This is a genomic window from Pseudomonas sp. UBA5666, assembly GCF_002420785.1.
Taxonomy (GTDB): domain Bacteria; phylum Pseudomonadota; class Gammaproteobacteria; order Pseudomonadales; family Pseudomonadaceae; genus Aquipseudomonas; species Aquipseudomonas fulva.
Map to the genome: position 1 here is coordinate 57,187 of NZ_DIIQ01000045.1, position 24,427 is coordinate 81,613.

22 protein-coding genes, 1 pseudogene and 1 riboswitch are annotated in these 24,427 nt (G+C 63.1%); of the genes and pseudogenes, 8 read left to right on the top strand and 15 right to left on the bottom strand.

All coding sequences use genetic code 11. From position 1 onward, the window contains the following. The first annotated feature begins 174 nt into the window (after window positions 1-174). Both cysZ and B2Y33_RS20265 read left to right on the top strand, forming a co-directional pair. Window positions 175-939 (top strand): sulfate transporter CysZ, encoded by a 765-nt coding sequence (cysZ, locus tag B2Y33_RS20260; RefSeq protein ID WP_027916589.1) that lies wholly within the window; start codon window positions 175-177, stop codon window positions 937-939. A 43-nt stretch (window positions 940-982) separates the two neighbouring features. After that, window positions 983-1,198, top strand: a complete 216-nt coding sequence (locus B2Y33_RS20265) for a TIGR02450 family Trp-rich protein (RefSeq protein WP_206405990.1) — start codon at window positions 983-985, stop codon at window positions 1,196-1,198. A gap of 114 nt (window positions 1,199-1,312) precedes the next feature. On the opposite strand, the gene B2Y33_RS23310 is transcribed toward B2Y33_RS20265, so the two are convergent. Then, a complete protein-coding gene (locus tag B2Y33_RS23310; protein ID WP_371259688.1) occupies window positions 1,313-1,858 on the bottom strand; it encodes a methyl-accepting chemotaxis protein in 546 nt (181 codons plus the stop codon). Next, window positions 1,853-2,668, bottom strand: a pseudogene (locus B2Y33_RS23315) (PAS domain-containing protein); the annotation flags it as partial. The gene B2Y33_RS23310 and the pseudogene B2Y33_RS23315, both read right to left, overlap by 6 nt. A 134-nt stretch (window positions 2,669-2,802) precedes the next feature. On the opposite strand from B2Y33_RS23315, the gene B2Y33_RS20275 reads away from it, so the two are divergent. Next, on the top strand, window positions 2,803-3,993 hold the full coding sequence (locus B2Y33_RS20275) for a glycosyltransferase family 4 protein (protein WP_206405988.1): 1,191 nt from the start codon (window positions 2,803-2,805) through the stop codon (window positions 3,991-3,993). A 38-nt stretch (window positions 3,994-4,031) separates the two neighbouring features. On the opposite strand, the gene B2Y33_RS20280 is transcribed toward B2Y33_RS20275, so the two are convergent. Both B2Y33_RS20280 and B2Y33_RS20285 read right to left on the bottom strand, forming a co-directional pair. Next, window positions 4,032-4,514, bottom strand: a complete 483-nt coding sequence (locus B2Y33_RS20280; protein ID WP_206405987.1) for a glutathione peroxidase — start codon at window positions 4,512-4,514, stop codon at window positions 4,032-4,034. A 145-nt stretch (window positions 4,515-4,659) separates the two neighbouring features. Continuing rightward, a complete protein-coding gene (locus B2Y33_RS20285) occupies window positions 4,660-5,145 on the bottom strand; it encodes an FKBP-type peptidyl-prolyl cis-trans isomerase (protein ID WP_027916593.1) in 486 nt (161 codons plus the stop codon). Here B2Y33_RS20285 and B2Y33_RS20290 point away from each other — a divergent pair. Continuing rightward, window positions 5,144-5,446: a DUF3565 domain-containing protein gene (locus B2Y33_RS20290; RefSeq protein WP_027916594.1), complete on the top strand. Its 303-nt coding sequence runs from the start codon at window positions 5,144-5,146 to the stop codon at window positions 5,444-5,446. The genes B2Y33_RS20285 and B2Y33_RS20290 overlap by 2 nt on opposite strands. Window positions 5,447-5,477: 31 nt before the next feature. Further along, window positions 5,478-7,565: a phosphate acetyltransferase gene (gene pta, locus B2Y33_RS20295; RefSeq protein WP_206405986.1), complete on the top strand. Its 2,088-nt coding sequence runs from the start codon at window positions 5,478-5,480 to the stop codon at window positions 7,563-7,565. A 35-nt stretch (window positions 7,566-7,600) separates the two neighbouring features. Here the strand turns inward: pta and B2Y33_RS20300 are convergent, their stop codons facing one another. The 7 genes from B2Y33_RS20300 to B2Y33_RS20330 all read right to left on the bottom strand — a co-directional run bounded on the left by B2Y33_RS20300 (window position 7,601) and on the right by B2Y33_RS20330 (window position 19,149). Next, window positions 7,601-8,317 (bottom strand): OmpA family protein, encoded by a 717-nt coding sequence (locus B2Y33_RS20300; protein ID WP_028688113.1) that lies wholly within the window; start codon window positions 8,315-8,317, stop codon window positions 7,601-7,603. Between the two features lie 126 nt (window positions 8,318-8,443). Next, window positions 8,444-9,136: a sensor histidine kinase gene (locus B2Y33_RS20305; protein ID WP_027916597.1), complete on the bottom strand. Its 693-nt coding sequence runs from the start codon at window positions 9,134-9,136 to the stop codon at window positions 8,444-8,446. Then, entirely contained in the window at window positions 9,133-10,740 is a 1,608-nt protein-coding gene (locus B2Y33_RS20310; protein ID WP_027916598.1) for a tetratricopeptide repeat-containing response regulator, read from the bottom strand. Before B2Y33_RS20310 ends, B2Y33_RS20305 begins: the two co-directional genes overlap by 4 nt. Window positions 10,741-10,898: 158 nt before the next feature. Next, window positions 10,899-13,613: a LuxR C-terminal-related transcriptional regulator gene (locus B2Y33_RS20315; protein ID WP_110606931.1), complete on the bottom strand. Its 2,715-nt coding sequence runs from the start codon at window positions 13,611-13,613 to the stop codon at window positions 10,899-10,901. Window positions 13,614-13,883: 270 nt separating this feature from the next. Beyond that, window positions 13,884-15,248 (bottom strand): DUF1329 domain-containing protein, encoded by a 1,365-nt coding sequence (locus B2Y33_RS20320; RefSeq protein ID WP_027916600.1) that lies wholly within the window; start codon window positions 15,246-15,248, stop codon window positions 13,884-13,886. Between the two features lie 25 nt (window positions 15,249-15,273). Then, a complete protein-coding gene (locus tag B2Y33_RS20325) occupies window positions 15,274-17,160 on the bottom strand; it encodes a DUF1302 domain-containing protein (RefSeq protein ID WP_206405985.1) in 1,887 nt (628 codons plus the stop codon). A gap of 306 nt (window positions 17,161-17,466) precedes the next feature. After that, window positions 17,467-19,149, bottom strand: a complete 1,683-nt coding sequence (locus tag B2Y33_RS20330) for a fatty acid--CoA ligase (protein ID WP_027916602.1) — start codon at window positions 19,147-19,149, stop codon at window positions 17,467-17,469. 205 nt (window positions 19,150-19,354) lie between these two features. Here B2Y33_RS20330 and B2Y33_RS20335 point away from each other — a divergent pair, with 205 nt between their 5' ends. From B2Y33_RS20335 to B2Y33_RS20345, 3 genes are all read left to right on the top strand, one after another. Next, window positions 19,355-20,320 (top strand): 2-hydroxyacid dehydrogenase, encoded by a 966-nt coding sequence (locus B2Y33_RS20335; protein WP_206405984.1) that lies wholly within the window; start codon window positions 19,355-19,357, stop codon window positions 20,318-20,320. Between the two features lie 50 nt (window positions 20,321-20,370). Next, window positions 20,371-21,366 carry a class I SAM-dependent methyltransferase gene (locus B2Y33_RS20340; RefSeq protein WP_104926519.1) on the top strand — a complete coding sequence of 332 codons (996 nt, stop codon included), beginning with the start codon at window positions 20,371-20,373 and terminating at the stop codon, window positions 21,364-21,366. 42 nt (window positions 21,367-21,408) lie between these two features. Further along, window positions 21,409-21,549, top strand: a riboswitch (yybP-ykoY riboswitch). A gap of 87 nt (window positions 21,550-21,636) precedes the next feature. Next, the gene (locus B2Y33_RS20345) at window positions 21,637-22,221 is read left to right on the top strand and encodes a TMEM165/GDT1 family protein (RefSeq protein ID WP_023534668.1); all 585 of its coding nucleotides are present in this window, start codon (window positions 21,637-21,639) and stop codon (window positions 22,219-22,221) included. Window positions 22,222-22,279: 58 nt separating this feature from the next. Here B2Y33_RS20345 and B2Y33_RS20350 read toward each other — a convergent pair whose 3' ends face one another. From B2Y33_RS20350 to B2Y33_RS20365, 4 genes are all read right to left on the bottom strand, one after another. Continuing rightward, window positions 22,280-23,098: a M48 family metallopeptidase gene (locus tag B2Y33_RS20350; protein WP_023534677.1), complete on the bottom strand. Its 819-nt coding sequence runs from the start codon at window positions 23,096-23,098 to the stop codon at window positions 22,280-22,282. Window positions 23,099-23,222: 124 nt separating this feature from the next. After that, window positions 23,223-23,843, bottom strand: a complete 621-nt coding sequence (locus tag B2Y33_RS20355) for an SOS response-associated peptidase (RefSeq protein WP_027916605.1) — start codon at window positions 23,841-23,843, stop codon at window positions 23,223-23,225. A gap of 15 nt (window positions 23,844-23,858) precedes the next feature. Further along, a complete protein-coding gene (locus tag B2Y33_RS20360; RefSeq protein WP_027916606.1) occupies window positions 23,859-24,119 on the bottom strand; it encodes a putative signal transducing protein in 261 nt (86 codons plus the stop codon). Then, window positions 24,119-24,304 carry a CPXCG motif-containing cysteine-rich protein gene (locus B2Y33_RS20365; RefSeq protein WP_023534664.1) on the bottom strand — a complete coding sequence of 62 codons (186 nt, stop codon included), beginning with the start codon at window positions 24,302-24,304 and terminating at the stop codon, window positions 24,119-24,121. Before B2Y33_RS20365 ends, B2Y33_RS20360 begins: the two co-directional genes overlap by 1 nt. Window positions 24,305-24,427 lie beyond the last annotated feature (123 nt).

The following is a 24,427-nucleotide window of genomic DNA, read 5'->3' on the forward strand; positions in this document are numbered from 1 at the left end:
AGTAAGGAAATATCCTTAGACAATCCACCTCATAGCCATCGTCTATGCGCGTCTTTGCGTTGGCAGGGTCGAACCTTGGCTTTTGTTACCGCCGGTTTCACCCAGATGGCGCAGCTTCCGCATCACCCCGAAACTCGGTAATGTCTGCCGACTACCTTTTCTGCGGAGTGATACATGCAAGCCCCCGTTCTTTCCGGGCCGCAGTACCTGCGCGAAGGCCTGAAGCTGATCCTGAGCCCTGGCCTGCGCTTGTTCGTGCTGCTGCCGCTGACCATCAACCTGCTGCTGTTCGGTGGTCTCATCTATTTTGCCGGCCACCAGTTCAGCCAGTGGCTGGACGCGCTGGTGCCCACGCTGCCAAGCTGGCTGAGCTTCCTGACCTACATCCTCTGGCCCTTGTTCGTGGTGCTGCTGGTGTTGATGGTGTTCTTCACCTTCACCCTGGTGGCCAACATCATCGCGGCGCCGTTCAATGGCTTCTTGGCTGAAAAGGTGGAAGTGGTGGTGCGCGGCGACGATCATTTCCCGGCCTTCAGCTGGGCAGAGCTGCTGGCGATGATCCCCCGCACACTGGGCCGCGAAATGCGCAAGCTCGGCTACTTCCTGCCACGCGCCACGGCCTTGTTCATCCTGTCGTTGATCCCGGTGGTCAACGTGGTCGCCGCGCCGCTTTGGCTGATTTTCGGCGTATGGATGATGGCCATCCAGTACATCGACTACCCGGCCGACAACAACAAGATGAGCTGGCAAGACATGCTCGCCTGGCTGCGGGAGAAGCGCTGGCAGTCCCTGGGCTTTGGCGGGGTGACCTACCTGGCGTTGCTGATCCCGGGGGTGAATGTGGTGATGATGCCGGCGGCGGTGGCGGGGGCGACGTTGTTCTGGGTGCGCGAGAACGGCAATGCGCGGGTCGTGAACACACCTACGCATCGAGCCTGAGCCTGCCCCAGGCGTAACCCTACCCCATCTACAGGAGCAGACCATGAACCGCTTCAGCCCCGCCAAACTAAAGCTGTCGAAATGGACCGCAACGCAGCCGGTAAACCGTGAAAAGCACTTCCTGGTCACCGACCTGGAGCATGACGAAGCGGGCGTGCTGCTGCGCGTGGAACTGCAGGCGGTGCACAGTGGGCGCAGCGAGTGGCTGGATTGGCGGGTGCTGCGCGACGCCCAGGCGTGGGCGATGGGCTGGCGGTGAGCGCGTAAACCGGCCGCGTGCCTTTCAGGCAGCGGCTAACCTTGTACGTCTCCAAGCAGACGGCTGCGTGTCGCTTGGTTCAGGGTCACCACTGGCCTGCAAAACTGCCCAGCATCACTGCCCCAGGCGGCTGGAGAACTGCCCCACCACATCCACCACCCGCCTGGCCCCTTCCTGGATTTCCTCGATCACGCTTCCGGTCTGGTCCGCCAGCGCGCGGCCTTCTTCGGCCTGACGCTTGCTGGTGTCGATGATCGACACCGCAGCCTGGGCCAACTGCTCGTTTTGCTGCACCACACGGGCTATTTCCTCGGTAGCCGTACTGGTGCGCGAGGCCAGTTGACGCACCTCATCGGCCACCACCGCAAAGCCCCGCCCCTGCTCGCCAGCGCGGGCGGCTTCGATGGCGGCGTTGAGCGCCAGCAGGTTGGTCTGCCCGGCGATATCGCTGATGGTCTTGATGATCGAACCAATGACCCGCGACTGGGTGTCCAGCGCCTGGATGCCGTCGGCAGCCTGAAGCATCGAGGCTTCCAGCCCGCGCATGACGCTGACGCTCTGCCCGACCACCTCGGTGGCCCGGCGGGCGCTGGTGTCCGTTTCCCGCGAGGTGTTGTAGGCAACGTCCGCCGCCTGGGCCACTGCTTGCTCCTGGTTCACCTGTTCGGTGATGACCGTGGCGAACTTGACCACTTTGTAGAGCTCATCGTGGGCGTTGAAGATCGGGTTGTAGGACGCTTCCAGCCAGATTACCCGGCCGTGAGCATCGATCCGCCGAAAGCGCTCGGCAATGTATTCACCGCGACGAAGCTTGTCCCAGAATGCCTGGTAGCCCGGTGCATTGACCTCGGCAGGTTCGCAGAACATACGGTGGTGCTTGCCACGGATTTGATCCAGCCGGTACCCCACTGCCGACAGGAAGCGTTCGTTGGCGGTCAGGATCATGCCATCGAGGTCGAACTCGATGACCGCCGTCGAGCGCATCAACGCCTTGATCAGGCTCTCGTGCTCGCGGGAGGTGACGATGGTGCGGGTCAGGTCGCTCGAATGCAGGGTGAAATACTTGATGCGCCCGTCGCTACCCTTCACAGGTTGCAGGATCGTACGCAGCCAGGCTTCCTGGCCGTTCCCGCGCAGCAGGCGAAACGCGCCATTGAAATGCTCGCCCCGGCTGATGGCATTTTTCATGCGCTGGTGAAAATCCAGCGACTTGACGTGGGCAGGCACGATGTCTTCGATGTTGCGCCCAAGCAATTGGTCGGCCCTATACAGCATCTCGGTTTCGAAATTGCCATTGACCAGTTCGATCCGACCGGCCGGATCGAGTTGCAGCACCAGCATTTCGCTGTCAAGGCTGCTCTTGATCTGGTCGATGATCATCAGTTCTTCACGCAACTGCCGGATTTCTTGCTTGAGCTTGTTGTTGAACATCACCGCTCTCCTGGAGCGTGGGGGCGAATGCAACTGCATCGGCGGGGAACTGCGCCTCTTGAGTGCAGCCGCGATGAATATTCGTGCGCGTCATCGGCCGTCGTGAGCCATGTATCATGCAGGCGTCACCTCGCCGTCATACCCCGGCAATGCAGCAAGTGGATAGTCAGTTCATGAACACACCTGCTCTGCACATCTGCCTGGTCAGCGACACCTTCGCCCCGCACATCAACGGCGTGGCCTGCATTCTTTTGAACCTGAGCGAAGGGCTGCGCCTGCGTGGCCATCAGGTCAGCGTCGTCCGCCCCCGCCAGCCAGGGGAGCAGGCTTCGAGCCACAACCCTGGCGTGAGACTGTGGCGCGACTGGCCACTGCCCGGCTACCCGGGGTTGCAACGCGGCGGGGTCTCCCTGCATACGCTAACAAGGCACTGGCGCCGGCAACGGCCTGATGTCATCTACATCGCCACTGAAGGCCCCGTGGGGCTGAGCGCATTGCGCACCGCTCGGCGGTTAGGGATCGCCGTTGTCAGCGGATTGCATACCCACGTTGCGCACCCTTCAGGGCAATACGGCATGGGCGTGGTAGCACGCCTGCTAAGCCTTTACCTGCGCTGGTTTCATCACCGGGCCGTCTTGACCCTCGTGCCCAGCTTGAACCAACAGCGTTGGCTCGAGCGCCGCGGCTTCGAGCGGCTGGTGCACATGGAGCGCGGCGTAGATGCGGAGCTGTTCAACCCGGCTCGTCGCAGCCAGGCGCTGCGCGAACGCTGGGGGCTGAGCCACGATGATATCGCCGTCCTGCATGTGGGACGGTTGGCACCGGAGAAAAACCTGGGGCTTTTGCAAAGCTGTTTCGAAGCTCTGCAGCGGGCTCTGCCACAGCGAAGATTACGCCTGATCCTGGTGGGGGACGGGCCACTGCGGGGGAAGCTGCTGCAGCAGGTCCCCGAGGCTGTCTTATGCGGGGTCCAGCGAGGCGAACAACTGGCCGAGCACTATGCCAGCAGTGACCTGTTTCTATTTCCGAGCCTGACCGAGACGTTTGGCAATGTGGTGCTCGAAGCCATGGCGTCAGGGTTGGCGGTGGTCGCTTATGACCAGGCAACGGCCGCGCAGCACATCGGCCATGGCCACAATGGTGCGCTGGCCATGCCAGGCGACGCGGCAGCATTCATCGATGCCGCTTGCTGGCTGCTGCAAGACAGCGAGACCCTGCGGCGGGTGAGGCTCAACGCGCGGCAGCATGCCAGCCATCAGGGGTGGTCGAAAATCGTCGATCAGTTCGAAGCGCACCTGCTCAGCGCCTCACTGAGCACTCATGGGCGCCAAGCTCCCTCGATGCAGCCACTGCCGCCGCTGTGAAGCCAACGCCGCGGCCAAGGCGAGCACCCGGTGCGTGATTAGCCAAGGGCCTTCTCGATGGCCTGGACCACCGCAGGATCATCCGGCGCCGTGCGTGGAGAGAAGCGCGCCAATACCCGCCCGTCCTTGCCCACCAGGAATTTCTCGAAATTCCAGGTGATGTCCCCCGGAAACTCCGCGCCCTCGCCCGCCAGAAGGCGATACATCGAGTGACGCTGGGGCCCATTCACATCGAGCTTGGCGCTCAGCGGAAAGCTCACGCCATAGTTCCCGCGGCAGAACGCCTGGATCTGCGCTTCGCTGCCCGGCTCCTGCCCTGCGAACTGATTGCAGGGCAGGCCAAGGACCGTGAAACCTTTGTCCTTGTACGTCTGGTAGAGCTGCTCAAGCGCCGCGTACTGAGGTGTCAGGCCGCACTTGGAGGCCACGTTGACCACCAGCACTACCTGCCCCTTGTACGGTTTCAAGGACAGATCGCCACCGTCAAGCGCGTTCAACTTCAGGTCGTGAAATGCACTCATGCTGTAATCCCCTTTTCAGGTCGCCGACGGCACCTGGGCAAATTGCGCCCACTAAAAAGGCGTTCGTTCAAGCCGTCGCCTTCCTTGGGAAGGCAGGGCGGCTTGCCCGAACGCCTGGCGACTTTCTGAGCTTAGCGCAGAAAGATCAGTGGTGATGGCCACCTTCACCGTGGATGTGACGGTGAGCAATTTCTTCTTCGCTGGCGTCACGCACGTTAACGACCTTGACCTGGAAGTTCAGGCGCTGGCCGGCCAGTGGGTGGTTGCCATCGACGGTCACGTCGTCGCCGTCCACGTCACGGATGGTCACGATCTGCATCTGGCCATCGGGGGCCGATGCGTGGAACTGCATGCCCACTTCCAGCTCGTCGACGCCTTCGAACAGGCTGCGGTTCAGGGTGCTGACCAGCTCGGCCAGGTATTCGCCGTAGGCGTCTTCAGGCTCGATGGAAACGGTCAGCTCGTCGCCGGCCTGCTTGCCTTCCAGGGCCTTTTCCAGGCCTGGGATGATGTTGCCGGCACCTTGCAGGTAAACCAGCGGCGCGCCACCGGCGGAGCTGTCGATGGTCTCCCCGGCGTCGTTAGTCAGGGTATAGTCGATGGAGACAGCCTTGTTGGCGGCGATCAGCATGGGGCAAGACCTTTTGCAAAAGAATGTAGAACGCACAAGTGTAACCAAGCCATCGCCCGATTGCGAACCTCGCCTGGATCCGCCCATGTCCATCAGTCGGATCATCGGTTTTTCCCAGGATGCCGAAGGCCACTGGTTCGTCCAGTTGAGCTGTGGCCACACCCAGCACCTGCGCCACGTGCCGCCCTGGCAACTGCGCCCTTGGGTGCTCGACCCCGAACAGCGTGCGCAGCGCATCGGCCAGGCGTTCCCGTGCGGTTGGTGCGCACAGGGTCCCGATAGCGCTACCCTTGATCGCTGATCCCTTGCACCGCTTATTTCGAGAAGCACGCATGCAGACTTTTTTCATCGCACCAACCGACTTTGGCGTCGGCCTTACGTCCATCAGCCTGGGCCTTGTGCGCACGCTGGAGCGCGCCGGCCTGAAAGTGGGCTTCTTCAAGCCTGTTGCCCAGCCCCACCCAGGCGACACCGGCCCGGAGCGCTCCACCGAGCTGATCGCACGTACCCATGGCATCATGCCGCCGACGCCGTTGAGCCTTGCCCAGGTCGAACGGATGCTGGGCGATGGCCAGCTGGACGAACTGCTCGAGTCGATCGTTCGCTTGTACCAGCAGGCGTGTGTGGGCAACGACGTGGTCGTGGTCGAGGGCATGGTCCCTACCCGTCACGCCAGCTACGCAGCACGCGTAAACCTGCACCTTGCCAAGAGCTTGGATGCCGAAGTGATCCTGGTATCTGCCGCCGAACAGGAAGTGCTCAGTGAACTGTCCGGCAGGGTCGAGCTACAGGCCCAGCTGTTCGGAGGTCCGCGCGACCCCAAGGTGCTGGGCGTGATTCTGAACAAGGTGCGCACCGACCAGAGCATGGAGCAATTCTCGACGCGCCTGCGTGAGCACTCGCCGCTGCTGCGCGGCGATGACTTCCGCTTGATCGGCTGCATTCCCTATCAACCAGAGCTCAACGCCCCGCGCACGCGCGATGTGGCAGAGCTGCTCGGGGCCCAGGTCCTCAATGCCGGTGACTACGAACAGCGGCGCATGACCAAGATCATCATCTGCGCCCGCACGGTGGCCAACACCGTACCGCTGCTGACATCCGGGACCTTGGTGGTGACGCCCGGCGATCGCGACGACATCATCCTTGCCGTGAGCCTGGCAGCCATCAACGGCGTGCCGTTGGCAGGCCTGCTGCTGACCAGCGACAGCAAGCCCGATGCGCGTATCCTGGGGCTGTGCCGCGGAGCGCTGCAGGCCGGGTTGCCGATCCTGTCGGTCAGCACAGGGTCCTACGACACCGCAAACCAGCTCAATGCCCTGAACCGGGAAATCCCGGTCGATGACCGCGAGCGTGCCGAGTTCATCACCGACTTCGTGGCCAGCCACCTCGACGGCGCCTGGTTGAGCCAGCGCTGCGGCGCGCCGCGCGAGATGCGTCTGTCGCCAGCCGTGTTCCGCTATCAACTGATCCAGCGCGCGCAGCAGGCCAACAAACGTATCGTCCTGCCCGAAGGTGCCGAGCCGCTGCTGGTGCAGGCAGCGGCCATCTGCCAGGCTCGCGGCATTGCCCGCTGCGTGCTGCTCGCCAAGCCTGAAGCGGTCGATGCCGTGGCCCGCGCACAGGGCATCACCCTGCCCGAAGGGTTGGAAGTTTTGGACCCGGACCTGATCCGCCAGCGCTATGTCGAGCCCATGGTGGCGCTGCGCAAAAGCAAGAACCTCAACGCACCGATGGCCGAGCAACAGCTCGAAGACCCGGTGGTCATCGGCACCATGATGCTAGCCCTGGATGAAGTCGATGGCCTGGTCTCGGGCCTGGTGCACTCGACGGCCAACACCATCCGCCCTGCATTGCAGTTGATCAAGACCGCACCGGGCGCCAGCCTGGTCTCTTCGGTCTTCTTCATGTTGTTCCCGGACCAAGTGCTGGTCTACGGCGACTGCGTGATGAACCCCCACCCCAATGCCGCCGAACTCGCCGAGATCGCGCGCCAGAGCGCTGCATCGGCGCTCACCTTCGGTATCACGCCACGGGTAGCGATGATCAGCTATTCGAGCGATTCGGCAAGCGACGAGGAAGTGGAGAAGGTGCGCGAGGCCACACGCATGGCCAGGGATGGCGGCGAGCAACTGATGATCGACGGGCCGTTGCAATACGATGCGGCCGTGAACCCTGCCGTTGCACGCGACCTGGCGCCGGGCAGTCAGGTGGCCGGCCGCGGCACGGTGTTCGTGTTTCCGGACCTGAACACCGGCAATACCACGCACAAGGCGGTGCAGCGCAGCACCGACGGCGTGAGCCTGGGGCCCATGCTGCAGGGGCTGCGCAAGCCAGTGAACGATCTACCGCGCGGGGCACAGGTCGATGACATCGTGCACACCATTGCCCTGACCGCCATCCAGGCGAGCGAAGTGCGCTGAATGCGGGGGGCCATCAAGCGCCCCCCCCAACTCGGTCAGGGATACTGCTGAACCTGGCCTTGCTGCTGGTCGTATTGCTGGCCAGGGATAGGCTTGAGGTTCACTTCCACGCGGCGGTTCTGCGCGCGGCCATTGGCATCGGCGTTGCTGGCGATGGGTTGATCCGGGCCCATGCCACGCACGGTGACCCGCGAGGCGTCCACACCCTGGGAGGTCAGGTAGCTGCTGACTGCCTGGGCACGGCGCTGGGACAGGTCCATGTTGTGCTGGCGGCTACCGGTGCTGTCGGTGAAGCCCACCACTTCGATGTTGTTCTGGTTGAACTGCTTGAACGAGCCGGCCAGGTTGTTCAACGGCGCGTAGAAACTTGGCGAGATGTTGGCCGAGTCAGTGGCGAAGGTGATGTTGCCGGGCATGATCAGTTTGATCTGATCGCCCTGGCGCTGAACCTCGACACCGGTGTTGGCCATTTTCGCGCGCAGTTCGGCTTCCTGCTTGTCGGCGTAGTAGCCGTAGCCGGCCGCCGCGGCGCCAATGGCCGCAGCACCGATCAGTGCGCCCTTGCCACGGTGGTTGTGATCGATCGCGGCGCCGGCCACGGCACCGGCCAGGGCACCCAGGCCACCGTACTTGGCGGTCTTGCTCATGCCGCCGCCATCTTGCCCCTGGTTCTCATAGGGGTTCTGCCCCGCACAGCCGGTCATCAGGGCAGCAGTGGTTGCGACGATAATCAGGCGACGCATGGTGAACATGGGCAAGCTCCTCGTATTGATCATGTAGGCCGTAGGTCTGGAACGGCTCTATGTCAGGCTTGGAGTGTCTTGCCGGGTGAAAATTCCGCACCCGCCTGCGCATTTCTGCACCGCCCTGCTCACTCCTCAGGGCAAGTACAACCGGAATAGGCCGCCTCCAAGCGCACCCCCGTTGGAGATGTCGATGCGACCCTGCACGCCGCCGCTTTCATGCAAGGCCGCAATACGCGCAGCGAAATACAAGCCAAGGCCCGTGCTACCACTGGTGGAGTCGATGCCCTGGATGTATTCCTGTTGCCGTTCGATCATGCGCGCCGGGTAGCCGGGCCCGTCATCGTTGATGCAGATGACCAGTTGGTTGTCTGCCTCTTCGATGGTAATCAGCAGGGCCTTTTCGGCGAACCGCGTGGCATTGGTGATGACGTTGGTCACCACCGAGGCCACCAGTTCGCGGTCGAAGAAGCCCAGGGGATTATCGGTATCGATGCGCCAGTTCGCCTCGATGGCATTGTGTTGCAGCACTTCTTCATGGGCCGCCAACTGCGCTTCGATGAAGTCGTCGAGTTCGTGGTAGTCCGGGCACACCGGCAGTTGATTAACGCCGAGCTTGTACAAGCCCAGCAACTGCACCAGCATGCCATTGAGGTGCCGGAATTCATGTTCCATCACCCCCTGTTCCGCGCCACCGCGCAGCTCTTCAGGCAAGCGCTGGACCCACTGGCTGTGGGACTGGATCAGTGCCGAGAGCGAATTCTTCAGGTCGTGCACGGTGGAGGCGATCACCGTGGAAAAATCCAGCCCCTGATTATCAAGATTCATGCGCCGAACACCCGGGTATGCAGTTTGCGGTAGCGGTCATAGCGATTATCGCTGGCGGGGATACCGGCCACGCTCGTCAAGGCGTCGCGGCACTCCTGCATGATCGCAGGCTGAGGATTCTCTCCGCCAATGCGCAGCAGCGCCTGGGCGGTATTGAGGGCGATACTGATGTTCCTGGGCTGCAGGCCCAACGCTTTACGGAACAGCTGCAACGCCTCGCCGAGCTGACCTCCCTGGTAACTGCGCACGCCCTGACGATTGAGCGTGACGGCTTCGGTAATGGCGTTCAGCACGCTGGGGTCATCCGTCAGCTGGCCTACTCGTTCCATGACCTTGGGGTCGTCGCCATAACTCTCCACACAGCTTCTGAGCACGCCGATGGCCGCGGCATCCTGCCCCGATGCCTGTAATTGCCGAGCAACGGTCAGGGCCGCATCGACCGAGAAGAACTGGTTCATCTTTTCCAGGCGCTGGACGGCCTGGTCCGTCAGCTTGGCAGCGGTCTCCGGGTCACCGGCCTGCTGCAGGCTGGCAGCTTTCATCATGCGGGCACGCACCTGAAGGCCCTGGTCTTCCGGGTTTTCCTTGGCCACCTCGCTGAGCGTGGTGTTGATCTCGACCCGGGTGCGCGCGTCCAGGCCAAAGCCTGCATTGCGGCTCATCAACGCCTGCACCAGGCCCAGGTTATTCTCGGCATCCTTGTAGCGTGAGCTCTGCCCTTGATTCACGGCATGCCGGAACGCCTTGGACGCGCTGTCGAAGTCTTCGTTGGCCAACGCCAGCTTGCCCAGCTTCGATTGGCGCCGAACCGATAACGGCGAGAGGCGCACGGCCTCCTCCAACAGCCCTTGGGCGCGCTTGGTTTCGCCTTGCGCCTCCAGCACATCGGCCATGCCATCGTAGAGACTGGGCATGATCGGGAAGGCCTTGAGCGCCTGCTCGTAGACGGCCTGGGCCTGGGCAAGCTGCCCGCGCTTGTGCATCAAGCTGCCCAATGCCGCGTACACCCAGGGCTGCGGGCGGCTGGCGAGAATGGCCTTGAGAAACTTCTCGAGTTCTTCGAAGCGGTTGAGGTTGCGCAGCGCATCGGCCCGGTAGCGCAGGCACAGCGGCGCCAGGCGCGGGTCGCGCTTGCACAGCTCGGCGCAGGCTGCCAGCACTTCACCAGGGCGATTGCGGTCCAGCGCCTGGAGGATCGGCTTTAGCAGTGCCTTGCGTTGGTAGAGTTTTTCCACCCGCTGGGCAAGGCCTACCCGGTTGAAGGGCTTGGTCAGGTAGGCGTCGGGCTCGTGCTCGATGGCGCTGAGCACAATGGCCTGGCTGCTTTCGGCGGTGACCATGATGAACACGCATTCGTGGCTGATGTGCTTGTCGATGATCAGGTCTTCGAGCACCTGCTGGCCGTTTTTCTTGCCATCGCCCAAGTGAAAATCTTGCAGGATGCAGTCATAACGCTTCTGGGCGCACATGCGCAGCGCCTGCTCGCCACTGTCGGCGGTGTCCACGTCGCGAACGCCCAGCTCGCGCAGCATGGAGCGGGTCGACGTGCGAAAGTCGGTGAAGTCGTCAACGATCAGAAAACTCTTTTGCCCGAACTGCAGCATCAACACGACCTGCCCTGGAAGAAATGGAAAGATGGCACGAGGCGAACCACCGAACGCTGTATCGGCAGGCGGTCGGAAAAGATAAGCGAGGTGTACGCGCCACTTGCAAGGTGGCATCAGGCCAGCATTTTAGCTACCCGCCGCATGCCCTGCCACTCTCACTCCAGCAAGCCAAGCGCCTTGGCCCTGGCCACGGCTTGGGTGCGGCGCTCGACCCCCAGCTTGCTGTTGATGTGGCTGGCGTGTGTCTTGACCGTGTGCAGCGAAATGAACAGCCGCTCGCTGATCTGCTGGTTCGACCAGCCCTGGGCGATCAGCTCCAGCACCGCCCGTTCGCGGCTACTGAGCGCATCAGCACTGGCGCTGGTGCATGGCAAGCCGGGCAGGCGCTCAAGCAACTGGGCCCTAACCGGACAGTTTTCGCTGCTCTGGACCTGATCGCGCAGCCACTGCGGGTAGCGTTGCAGCAGCTCCTGGAACGGCTGCAACACACCGCCCCTGGCCGCCTGCAGCAGTGTCGGCAGCAAGCGTGCTGCCTGCGCCTGATGCCCCTGATCCAGGTGCAAGGCGATCAAGGGGCACAAGGCGCTGACCGTCAACATCATGCCCCCACAACCCTGGCCGCGCTCGGCAAGCTGTTCAAGGTTGCGCGCCGCCTCTGCTTCACGCCCCTGAATGCGGTCGAGCGCGGCTTGCTGCAAAGCGACATGGCAGGGCAACAACGGGTGAAATTCGGGCGCCAGTGCCGCCTGCGCGCCGCCGTAGGTCTGCCCCAGGCGCGACAGCCAGGATTCGGCGAGGTCCATGCGCCCTTGCGCGAGCCAGAGCTCGCATTTGACCAGGGTGATCATCGCCAGGTAGTACACCGGGGGCACATCCCAGATATGCATCAGACGTTCGGCTTCGGCGAGTTCCGTGAACGCCTCGGCAAAGCGCCCTTCCCGGCCGTCGAGCATGGCAATCACGCAATGACCGATGAGCACACTGATGTCGCGGCAGGCACGTGCCTCGCCCAGGCCACCACGCAGCCGAGCAAGCCCCTGCTCCGGGCACAGGTGTGCGACCAGCAGATACCCTTCGTACAAGGTCAGCCGCGCCCGGATCGCATACAACCGCTGTGCGGACAACCCGTGCAAACGCTGTAGCCCTTCGCGCACTTCGCCCAGTGCACGCACAACCTCGCCTCGGGCGTGCAATACCCGGGCCCTGTCATAGTGGGCCAAGGCCTCGAACAATGGGTTGCCCACGCGCTGCGCCAGCTCCAGCGCTTCTCGGTTCCAACCGCGCGCACGCCAGAAGTCGCCCTCGGCGATTGCCAGGTTCGACAATGTCGACAGGCACACCAGGCGCTGGCCATACCGTTTGCAGGGCAGGCTCTGCAGTGCTTCGGTGCAGCAAGTCAGGGTGCGTTCACGATCGCCTCGGCCTCTGGCGATCACGCCGCTCAGTGCCAGCCACTGGGCGAGCATGGACTTCTGGGCAGTGGCAGAAGGCGCCGGCAGAAAGCGCCCCAGATGGCTTGCCAGTTCCTCGGCAGCGTCGAGCTGGCACGCCAGGCCAAGGGCCCAGCTGTACAACACGATCAGGCGCGGTGTGCTGACCAGCAGGCTGTCAGGCAGGTCCATTTTCCAACGCAGCAACATGGCGACGTTCTGCTCGGCCAGCAACTGCTCTTCGGACAGGCTTTGCACGAGGTCGGCCGCCGCGTTCAGGTCGCCCCCGCGCAACGCCTGCTCCACCGCCTCATCCAGCAAGCCTTGGGCCTGGAACCAGCAAGAGGCACGCAGGTGCCGCTCGGTCAAAGGCTCGCGTGCCTGGCGGCTGCGAAGCAGATCGGAGAACAGGTGGTGGTAGCGAAACCACCGGCCATGCTCATCCAGTGGCACCAGAAACACCTGGTGCGATTGCAGAAAATCCAGGATCGCGTTGCTGTCCTGTTGCAGCCGTACCGCGTCGCATAGAGGCGCGCAGAAGCGTTCCAGGCACGCCGTCTCGTCGAGAAAGCGCTGCACAGGCGCAGGCAGTATGTCGATCACTTCTTCGAGCAGATAATCGCGGATCAGGCCTTCGCCACCGTGCAACGCCTGGGGCAGAACGTTTTCATCGCTCGACTCGCTGGCGGCCAACTGCCAGAAACGCAGCCCGGCCACCCAGCCATCGCTGCGCTGGATGAGGTTGTCCAGCGCTTGGCCACGCAGGCCAGTGGGCCTGCGCCCCAGCACCGCCAGCGACTCCTCGGCGGTCAGTCGCAGGTCCTGCTCGTTCAGTTCGGCCAACTGCCGGCAGAGGCGAAGGCGTGCCAGGTGCCAGTCCGGGCGCTGACGACTGGTCACCAGCAACACAAGGCCTGCGGGCAAGTGGTTCAGGAAGAATTGCAGGCAGTGGTCCAGGACGGGCCCCTGGGCGAGGTGGTAGTCGTCCAGCACCACCAGCAAGGGCGACTCGCTGCGCAGGTTCAGCGCCAACGCGTCGAGCACCGTGCCAAGCCACGGCTCGAACGCGAACGGCTGGTGGCGCTGGCGCATCTTCAACAGCGCCATCGCCTGCCCATCCATGGCTGGGCAGTGCTGCTGCAACCCGTCGAGCAGACGCTCCAGAAAGCGCCCGGGATCGGCATCTCGCTGGCTCAAGCCCAACCACAGCGTGCGCCAGTGGGCAGGCAGCGTCTCGCAGAACTCGATGGCCAGTGAACTCTTGCCAAAGCCCGCGGGCGCACTGATCAGCAGCAACCGCCCGCCCAGCCCGGCTTGCAGGCGCTGGCACAGACGCTGACGCGGGACATGGCCGTCGGGCAAGGGCGGTCGAAAGAAATGCTCGTCCATCAGGCCCACGGCCTGGCTGGTGCATCCATGCGTACGGGACAGATCTGTCATGGCCGGCTCGTTCTGGGTGGAAAAATACGGCGTAAGGGTGGTTGCGAGACTAGCGGTTAACGCCCTGCATTTGAAGTTGGCGGGGAGACTGCGTCGGAAAAAGACTACGACAAAAAGCAACAGCGCCGGTCGACGCAGGCTGGGATGGGGGCTTTGGCGGGGTATTCAGACGGTTTATCGCACCGGCCTGGCGCATCTGCTGGGACTGGCACCCTTGCATGGGCGCGATGGGGCCACCGAGCGTGGCCCCATCATTTTATGGCTTCGCTGTCAGCGGATGCCCGACTGACGCAGGGCCGCAGGCTGGAAGTCGGCCTTGCTGGCAGTAAAGTTGAAGTTGTAGGCACGCTTTTCTTCGTTCTTCATGCCCAAGGCCAGGTAGCGCCCCGATTGCAGGTCATAGATGGCTTCCAGGGTGATCCATGGTACCTCGACGTTGTAGTACGGCTGCGAATGGGCTTCAGAGACGCGCCACAGCTGGTTGCGCCCGTCATACTGGTCGATCACGGCAGCTTGCCAGGTGTCTTCGTCGATGTAGAAGTCACGCTTGGCGTAGATATGTCGCTGGCCGGGCTTGAGTGTGGCCACCACATGCCAGACGCGGCGCAGCTCGTAGCGGGCCAGGTCCTGGTTGATGTGCCCTGCCTTGATGATGTCGGCGTACTTGAGCTTCGGGTCGTCGAGCTTGAAGGCGTTGGAGGCGATGTACAGCTCCTTTTTACCTTCGAGCTTCCAGTCATAGCGGTCCGGAGCGCCGTTGAACATGTCCAGGTTATCGGAGGTGCGCAGGCCGTCGGCAGCCGTCCCCGGGCCGTCGTACGACACCTGCGGCGCCTGACGTACGCGGCGTTGGCCGGCGTTGTAGATCCATGCCTTGCGCGGTTCCTTGACCTGGTCGAGGGTTTCGTGAACGAGCAGCACGGTGCCTGCAAGGCGTGCCGGCGCGGTCACTTCCTGCTTGAAGTAGAACAGGATGTTGCCTGGATTGTTGGGGTCGTAGTCTTTCATCCGATCACGGAACACGAACTGATCAGAGAAAGACACCGGGTTGAAGGAACCATTCTGCTGCGGGGTCGCCTGGATGACCTGGCGGCTCACACTGCCACCGCGGTAGCGAGTGATGTGGTTCCAGATCACTTCCAGCCCATTCTGTGGGATGGGGAACGGCACTGCCGTGCGGAAGTTGTTCAGGCCGTTACCACCTTCCACCAGGGTTGCCTGGGTGGCGTTTTCCTTGATTGCAGCAAACACCTCGGCCGGTACCGTTGACCCACGGTGCGTCTTGTAGACAGGCAACTTGTAGGTGTCCGGGTAGCGCTTGAGCATGGCCATCTGGCCTGGAGACAGTTTGTCCTTGTACTGGTCGGCGTTCTGCGCGGTGATGGTGAACAGCGGTTGCTCGGTACCGTAGGGGTCGGCGAGGAAGCCTTTGCCATCGACGCTGCCGGCCGTCTTCGAAAGCGGCTGCCAGGGCCCGATGGAGCCATCGGCGTTGCCGGCCTTTTCTGCGCCCATGGGGGTCAGGGTGTTGCCCAATTTGGCCGCTTCGCCGGCCGGTACTGCCGCCATCACGCTGGTTGCCAGCAGGGACAGGCCCAGCACACCGGCTTGCAGCAGACTTCTGGTGTTGTTCATGTCGTGTCGTCCTGGATCCGTATGCTTAGAAGTTCACGCCGAAGCTGAGGGCGAGGAAGTCGCGGTCATCCACGGTGCTGTACTTGCCGTCGAAGAAATTGGTGTACGACAGGCTGGCGGTGTAGGTGTTCTGGTACTCGGCATCGAGCCCCAGGCTGACGGCCTTGCGGCCCTCCTCGAAGTTGCCGCCTGGGCCTGGCGAGTAACCGGAGACGTCGTGAGACCAGGCCACGCTCGGCTTGAGGTTGACGCCTGCGAACACATCGTTGTAGTCCCAGATGACCCGGGCGCGGTAGCCCCACGAGGTGCTGGTGGTGTAGCCGTCGTTCTCGCACTTGCGGTTCAGGTTGGCCGTCGAGGCACCGGCACCTGCGCCAGCAATGGTGCTGGTGTTGAGCGCCTGGCAGGTATTGGCCCCACCGGTGGCGGGCAACGGGCCAGGGCCGAACACCGGATCGCGGCCGTAGCGTGTGTCGTAGGCGCTTTCCAGGCCGCCCACATGGGTCACGCCCAGCTCGCCTACCACGGTCATGCGGCTGGCGCCCATCACCTGGTCGAAGAAGTGGGTCAGGGTGGTCTGGAACTGAGTGACTTCCTTGCGCCGGTAGCCATGCAGGTCCTGACCAGGCACGCCATCGAGCAGCGACGCGTTGCTCAAGGCGCCGCCCAGCGGGCGCACACCGGCGAACAGGATGTCGGTGGTGTTGAGCTGCACAGGTGCGTTGGGGCGGTAGCTGATCTCACCGCTCCAGGCGGTGCCGGTGGGCAGCGTGGTGGAGAAGCTCAGGCCATACAGGCGAATGTCTTCGGGGTACTCGACGAAGTACTTGGAGTTGCCAGCCACGATCAACGGTGCCAGTGCACGCAACTGCGCTGGAAGGGTCGGGATGGCGGAGAAGACCGAAGGCGATGCGCCGGTTGCGCTGAAGATCGGCGCACGGCTGTGGTAGTTCATGAAGTAGGCGCCAAACTCGGTGTCCAGCGGTTCGAACATGTAGCGCATGGCCACGCCGAACTGACCGCTGTCACGGGCATCGCGGTCACCGCCACGGCGCACCATCACCCCTTCTTCGTTGATGTTGACGCCGCGGGTGGCCAGGAACTGGCGAGCGGCGGCAGGCACGGTACGGCTGCTGTTGAGCACGCGCAGGTTGTCGGTGCAGCCGTCGGCAATGATGTCTGGCTGTGAGAAGAAGGTGCCGCAGTTGTCGACGACGGTCTGGTCCCACTCGAGCTGGTAGAAGGCCTCGGCCGACAGGTTGTCGGTCAGGCTCTGGGACACATAGAACATGTTGACCGGAATCAGGCCTTCCTTGATCTCGGCCCCTGGCCGGCGAAACGCCGACACGTCGACCGGGTTGATGGCATTGATGCCGCTGCCGATGAAGGTGCTCTCGCCCCAGCTGACCACTTGCTTGCCCAGGCGCACCGAGCCCGGCTGATCGCCGATGGAGTAGTTGTGGTAGACGAAGGCGTCGAGCAGCTCGGCACCCGAGGACTTGGCCCCTTCCTTGCGGTTGGAGTCGCTGATGTCCTTGAAACGCCGGCCCTCGTCCTTGAGTTCGAAGTCATACCAGTACTTGCCGCGCACGAAGATGCCGGTATCGCCGTACTTGAGCTCCAGGTCGTGGATGCCCTTGAAGATCTTGGAGAAGGTCTCGCCCTTCTTGAAGTTGAGGTGGCCGTCGTCGGACGTTTGCGAAAGGCCCTTGCCGCCGTTGTTGACCCCGATCAGGTTGCGGTTGGGGTTGGCCGTGGACCAACTGGCGCCGATGGAGAGCGACGAGTCGAACTGGCCTTCGATTTCACCGATGTTGAAACTGACCGCGAAAGCGGGACTGGCAAGGGTGGACGCCAGGCTTACAGCCATGGGCAACCTGGCCCTGCGCCAGAACGGGTTTGCAGATTTCATCGACGCTACTCCATGTTCTTTTTTGTTATGGCAGTGGTGCTTCAAGGAACGGCCCGAACGACCGGTGTGCAAGCCTGCGCCTGCTCACCCTCCCCTCCCGAAAGCCCCTGGCCCCGACTATAGCCAGCAAGGCACAGGCGCTCGATCCCTCTAAAGTGTGATTTGCGCTCCGTGCCGCCAGGGCGGTGCTGTGTGCTCCAACTGCGCCCCGGCCGTGCCGAAGAATGGCGCATTTGTGCAATTTGGCAAGCACTGCACCGCTCTGGCATGCGGGTTGGCCCGGGACAGATTGCCGCATGCCCGCTTTCACAGGGTGGACAGGAAGGCACTGTTACCGGCCTGCCACTCGATAATGTCCTGGCGGATGCGTTTCTTGTCGAGCTTGCCGACACTGGTCTTGGGAATTTCAGTAACAAGGGCGACCTGACTGGGGATGGCCCACTTGTTGATGCGCCCTTGCTCCACGAACGGCTTGAGGTGCTCCTTGAGTGCCTTGGCGTCGATCGCCTGGCCTTCGCGCACCACCACCAGGGCAAAGGGGCGCTCGCCCCACTGCGGGTCGGCAGCCCCGACCACCGCCACTTCCCGCACAGCCGGATGCGCGCTGATCATGTCTTCCAAATCCAGCGAAGACAGCCATTCGCCGCCGGTCTTGATCACATCCTTGATGCGATCGCGGATGTCGATGAAACCCATGCTGTCGAGCGTGGCGACGTCGCCGGTGTGCAGCCAGCCGTTCTCCCACAAGGCCTGGCTCTTTTCCGGCTCTTTGAAATAGCCCTGCGTCAACCATGGCGCGCGCAGCACCAGTTCACCCTGGCTTTCACCGTCGGCGGGCAGGAAACGCCCTTGTGCATCGATGATGGCCGCCTCCACCAGCGGCACCGGTACACCGGCCTTGATGCGGTAACTGATGCGCTCATCTTCGGTGCCGGCCTGCAGCTCGTCGTTGAGATGCGCGGCACTGATCAACGGGCACGTCTCGGACATGCCATAGGCCGCTGTCAGCTGAATGCCGCGGGCGTAGGCCGCATCGTAGAGCGAACGGTTCAGCGCACTGCCGCCGATGATGATTTTCCAACCGCCGAAATCCACACCTTTGCCGTGAGGGCAGTTGAGCAGCATCTGCAGGATGGTGGGCACGCAGTGGGAGAAGGTGACCCGCTCTTCGCGCCATAGCTTGAGCAGCATCTCGGGCTCGTAACGCCCCGGGTACACCTGCTTGACGCCCAGCATGGTCGCAACGTACGGAATACCCCAGGCATGTACGTGGAACATGGGGGTGATGGGCATGTACACATCATCGCTGCCCAGCAGCCGCACACTGTCAATGCTGCCCATGACCGAGGCTTCGGCCAGCGTATGCAGGACCAGTTGCCGATGGGTGAAATACACCCCCTTGGGGTTGCCCGTGGTGCCTGTGGTGTAGAAGGTGGTGGCGACCGAGTGTTCGTCGAAGTCGGGGAAATCGTACTGCGTGCTCGCGCCAGCCAACAGCTGTTCATACTCGCCGACCAGGTTAGGCAAGGCCGCCTGGGTGTCCGCCCCATCGGTCAGCAGCACGGTGCGCTCGACCGTGGTCAGCTGGCCGGCAATGGACTGGTACAACTCGATGAAGTCGCTGTTGACCAGCACCAGCCGGTCTTCGGCATGATTCATGGTGTAAAGAATCTGGTCGGGCGAGAGGCGCACGTTGATGGTATGCACCACCGCCCCGATCATCGGGATGGCGAACATACACTCAAGGTAGCGGTGGCTGTCCCAGTCCATCACTGCCACGGTATCACCGGCCTTGACGCCAGCTTCGCTCAGCACGTTGGCCAACTGCGCGATGCGCTGGTTCAACTGAGCGTAGGTCAGCCGCACCTGGTCCCGGTAGACGATCTCACGGGTTTTTTCGTAGCGGCTGGCCGACATCAGCAGGCGTTTGATCAGCAGGGGGTAGGCATAGGCGTCGTCGGCGGGCTTGAGGAGACGGGTCTGCAGCATAAATATCCCTTTTATTGAGGCGAGGGCTTGCAAGGCGTGGCGTCACTGTAGTGTGCGACTGCGCCGGTCAAATCAGCCGAAGGAATGATTTGGCCAATGCAGCCTGAGGCGCCAGGCGTTGACGGGCGGCAAGCAGGGGCTGGACACTGGTCCACAGGCGTCAACCAGACCTTCATCCCCCCTTCTCTGTAACCGGAGCCCATCTATGCCCAGCTCGCGCCACGCCGTTTTTCTCGACCACGACTCCCTGGACCTGGGCGACCTGGACCTGACACCGCTGCATCAGTCGTTCGATTCACTGGCGCTGTTCGCTGCCACGACGCCAGAACAGGTGGCGGAACGTCTTCAAGGTGCTGTTGCGGTGATCAGTAACAAGGTGGTGCTCGACGCCGCCTGCCTCGAAGCGAACCCACAGCTCAAGCTGATCCTGGTGGCCGCCACCGGCACCAACAACGTCGACCTGGCTGCCGCACGGGCGCAAGGCATCACGGTCTGCAACTGCCAGGGCTACGGCACACCTTCGGTGGCCCAGCACACCCTGGGCCTGCTGCTGGCGCTGGCCACGCGCCTGTGTGATTACAACCAGGCGGTGGCCGAGGGGCGATGGGCCAAAGCTAGCCAGTTCTGCCTGCTGGACTATCCAATCGTCGAGCTGGAGGGCAAGACCCTCGGCTTGCTGGGCCATGGCGAACTGGGCGGTGCAGTGGCGCGCCTGGCCGAAGCCTTCGGCATGCGCGTGCTGAGCGGGCAGATTCCAGGCCGGCCGAGCCGTACCGACCGCCTGCCACTGGATGAACTGCTGCCACAGGTCGACGCCCTGACCCTGCATTGCCCCCTGAATGAGCACACCCGGCACATGATCGGCGAGCGCGAGCTGGCCATGGTCAAGCCCGGTGCACTGGTGGTCAATACCGCCCGTGGCGGGCTGATCGATGAACAGGCGCTGGCCGATGCATTGCGCAGCGGCCACCTGGGCGGGGCTGCAACCGACGTATTGAGCGTCGAGCCTCCGGTTGACGGCAACCCCCTGCTCGAACCTGGCATCGAGCGCCTGATCGTTACCCCTCACAGCGCCTGGGGCGCGGTCGAGGCGCGCCAGCGGATCGTGGGCCAACTGGCGGAAAACGCCCAGGCGTACTTTGCCGGGCAGGCACGCCGCGTGGTCGGCTGAGGCGCAAGCGCGGCTCTGCTACACTGCGCGATTTTTCGGAGGCGTCGTCCATGGACCCGCGCAGTGAAGTGTTGCTCCGCCAGGCAGAGCTGTTCCAGGGCCCGCTGCTGATTGCAGGGGCCCCAGCCGATGGCCTGTTGGCTCAACTGCCCCAGGCTCATGCCTGGACCTGGCACGCAGGCGATCACGCCCTGCTCGAAAGCCGCTTTGCCGGCCGCTGCCATTGCGCGGTGGAGCCTCCAGCGGTGGACGTGCCCACTGCCGTGCTGTTTCTTCCCAAGTCGCGCGAGCTGGCGGCCTACCTGCTCACCACCCTGGCCGCACGCCTGCAAGGCGGCACGTTGTACGTGGTGGGTGAAAAGCGCGGGGGGATCGAAAGCGTCGCACGGCACCTCCAGGCATTGGGCAAGCCGCGCAAACTCGACAGCGCCCGGCACTGCCAACTGTGGCAAGTCAGCATCGAGCAGGCGCCGGAGGCAGTCGCGCTGCACACGTTGGCCAAGCAGTTCGAGCTGGCTCTGCCAGAGGGTCCCTTGCAGGTGGTGAGCCTGCCTGGGGTCTTCAGCCACGGCCGCCTCGACCGAGGCACGGCGGTGCTGCTGCGCCACCTGGAGGCGCTGCCCGAAGGTCATGTGCTGGACTTCGGCTGCGGCGCTGGCGTGCTGGGGACGGCAGTGAAACGGCGCTACCCAGACAGCCGGGTAACGATGCTCGATGTGGATGCCTTCGCCGTGGCCGCCAGCCGTCTGACCCTGGCGGCCAACGGCCTGGAAGCCGACGTCGTGCAAGGTGACGGTATCGATGCAGCACCTTTGGACCTGGACGTGATACTGAGCAACCCACCGTTTCACACCGGGGTCCATACCGATTACCAGGCATCGGAGAACTTGCTGCAAAAATCTGCCGTTCATCTGCGAAAAGGCGGCCAAATACGCTTGGTAGCCAACACCTTCCTGCGCTACAAACCGATCATCGAAGCAGCGTTGGGCAACTGTCAGGTCCTGGAGGAAGCCGACGGGTTCAGGATCTACCAGGCAACACGCTGATAAAAACAGCGCTTGCCGAAACCGTTTCGCCTAGGCAGAATCCGCACCGTCCTAGGGGAGTAGTCTCCCGCGAGCGCCACGCTCGCCCGGTACGCGTCAACATACTTGGTCCACAGACCATGGCGCGTGCGACCCACCATGCAAACCTGCATGGCCAGGCCTGCACAGACAGGCCCGGGGTTTGACAAGACCTATGACACGCACACCTTACCCGGGGCGGGGAGGTCGTACGTGTCATAGCCGTGTCGACCCGCCCCCGTAGGAATCCTGATGCTGGAATCTCTGCTGGTCCCCACCGCAATCGTTGCCCTGGCCGAAATCGGCGACAAGACGCAGCTGCTCGCGCTCATCCTCGCTGCCCGCTTTCGCAAGCCCTGGCCCATCATTGCCGGCATCGTCGCGGCCACGCTGGCCAACCATGCCGCAGCAGGTGCCGTGGGCGCCTGGTTCGGCAGTTTCTTCAGCGACGCTGCGCTGCATTGGATCCTGGCCGCCAGCTTCACCGCCACGGCCCTGTGGACGCTGGTGCCGGACAAAATGGACGACGACGAAAACCCTGCGCGCCGCTTCGGGCCGTTCCTGACCACGCTGATCGCGTTCTTCCTTGCCGAGATCGGGGACAAGACCCAGGTCGCCACGGTCATGCTGGCTGCGCAGTACCCACACCTGATCATGGTCATCGTCGGTACCACGCTGGGCATGCTGATCGCCAACGTGCCCGTGGTGCTGGCGGGTAATTTCGCCGCCGACAAACTGCCGCTGACGCTGATTCGCCGCCTGGCGGCCGCCGCGTTCTTCGTGCTCGCGATCGTTGCGGTCTACACGGCCATGAAGGCCAGCGGTTGGGTGGGTTGACGCACCGGCGGGCAGACCGGCGCCTTCATGGCGCCAGCTTGCCCACTTGCAGCCGGCCTCAGGGCTTGGCCGCTGCCTGATACAGTGGCATGACTTTGGGAATGGCTGCCTGCAAGGCGGCAATACGGCTGGCCGAGGCCGGGTGCGTACTCATGAACTCCGGTGGCGCCCCTTCCGAGGCCTTGCTCATCTTGTTCCACAGGGTAATGGCCGCGTTCGGGTCGTAGCCTGCACGTGCCGAGAGCTCAAGACCGATCAGGTCTGCTTCGTTCTCGTTGGCCCGGCTGTTGGGCAAGGTCATGGCGTAGTTCACCACGGTGTCGGCCAGCGCCATGCTGTCCTGACCCAGGCCGAAGATGGCGCCGGCCCCCTGGCGCGCCATTTCCACGCCGTAGGCCTTGGACATGGCTTCACGGCTGTGCTCGCGCAAGGCGTGGGCGATTTCGTGACCCACGACGGCCGCGATCTCGGCGTCGTTGAGCTTGAGCTGATCGATCAGGCCCGTGTAGACGATGATCTTGCCGCCTGGTCCGCAGTTGGCATTGAGCTCATCGCTCTTGATCACGTTGACCTCCCACTTCCACTGCGCAGCGTCCGGCCGGAACTGGGGCGCTTGGGCAATCAATCGGTTGGCAATGGCCTGTACGCGCCTGGCATCGGCACTGGATTTGTCGAGCAAGCCTTTGCTGGACGCCTCGCCCAGGGTCTGTTGGTACGACTGGGCGTACATCGTGTTGACCTCGTCCGGCGACAGCATGCTGAACATGTACTGCTTGCGCTCAACGCCCACTGCACCGCCGCTGGTGGTGTTCACCCCTTGGCAGCCGGCGAGCAGGATGCCAGCGCTCAATAGGCTGATGACAAAAGACTTACGCATGGAAACACTCCTTTTTACATGCGCCGTATCCTAGGATGACTCATGGGTAGGCCGCCATAGCCGCAGGGAAGATTTTGCACACCCGTGCCCTCTGCGCGGCGCGCCACAAAGCATGGACAGGCACTCAGGCCGGGGTGAGGCACTCGGGAGCGTCCAGTTTCGGGTCGTTCACGAAAGGCGCCAGTGCCCGCTCGCGCAACGTCACCGAGGGGCTGGCCAGCAATTCCTGCAAACGGATCAGCGGCGTTTGCGGATCCAGCCAGGCAGCCTGCCCTGCCTCATCCAGAATCAGGGGCCTGCGTTGGTTCATCGCCGCCTGGGTGACCACGGCGCAACTGAGCCAGACCTGCTCCTGTACGGCATAAGCCTCCCACACAGCGGCGAAATACAGCGATGCCCCCTCCCCCGGGGTCAGCCAGAAGGGCCGTTTGCGCACACTGCCCCGCCACTCATAGAACCCGTTGGCCGGTATCAGGCAGCGTCGTTGGCGAAACGCTTCGCGAAACATCGGCTGCTCGGCCAGCGTTTCGGCGCGGGCGTGCGCAGGAGTGCGGGAAAGGTCGGTGAGCCACGGCGGCGTCAGCCCCCAGCGTGCCTTGGCCACTTGCAGCTGCCCATCCAGCTGGCGCTGGATAAGGACAGTATTGCCGGGCGAAATATTCCACTGGGCGGGTTGCCCGGCGGGAAAGCCAGGCAGGTTGGCCAATGCCTGGGACCAGCGGAACAGGGCGTAACGTCCACACATGAGGTAATTCTGAACCTAGCAGATCAAGGTACCGGGGAAGCTCTCCGGCTCGTCGCCAACCAGTGGCTGGGCGTCATTGTACGCATCGATCAACTGCCGTGCGTATTCGGCCTGCTCATCGGCCACCGACAAGCCCAGCAGACCGTGCAGAGGCAATTCGCCGGTCGCCCCGACAAGATCGCGGCCCACCAGGTGCGCCTGCACCCCTTCGCTGGCAAGCATACCGGCCAGCATCTCAGCCTCGAGCAGGCTTTCAGGTTCGTAGATACGCCTCATCACGCATCGTCCTCACGTCTGACATCGAGCATCCATTCGTCGTCATGCACCTGCAGCACGAACACGATCGGCCGGCAGCACACCTGACAGTCTTCGGTGTAGACCTGATCGCCGCCGGACAGATCGACGTAGGTTTCCACCCGTTCGCCACAATAAGGGCAATCGTAGAACTCTGTTTCCAGCATCAGGGCCTCCACGACGAGTTATGCGTATAATTGCCGCTCTGTTTACAGGGCCACGTGCGTCCGAGCCGTTTTTCGGAGCCTGCCCGTACTTCATTATTACCCTAGCCGTTTCCAACAAGAGAG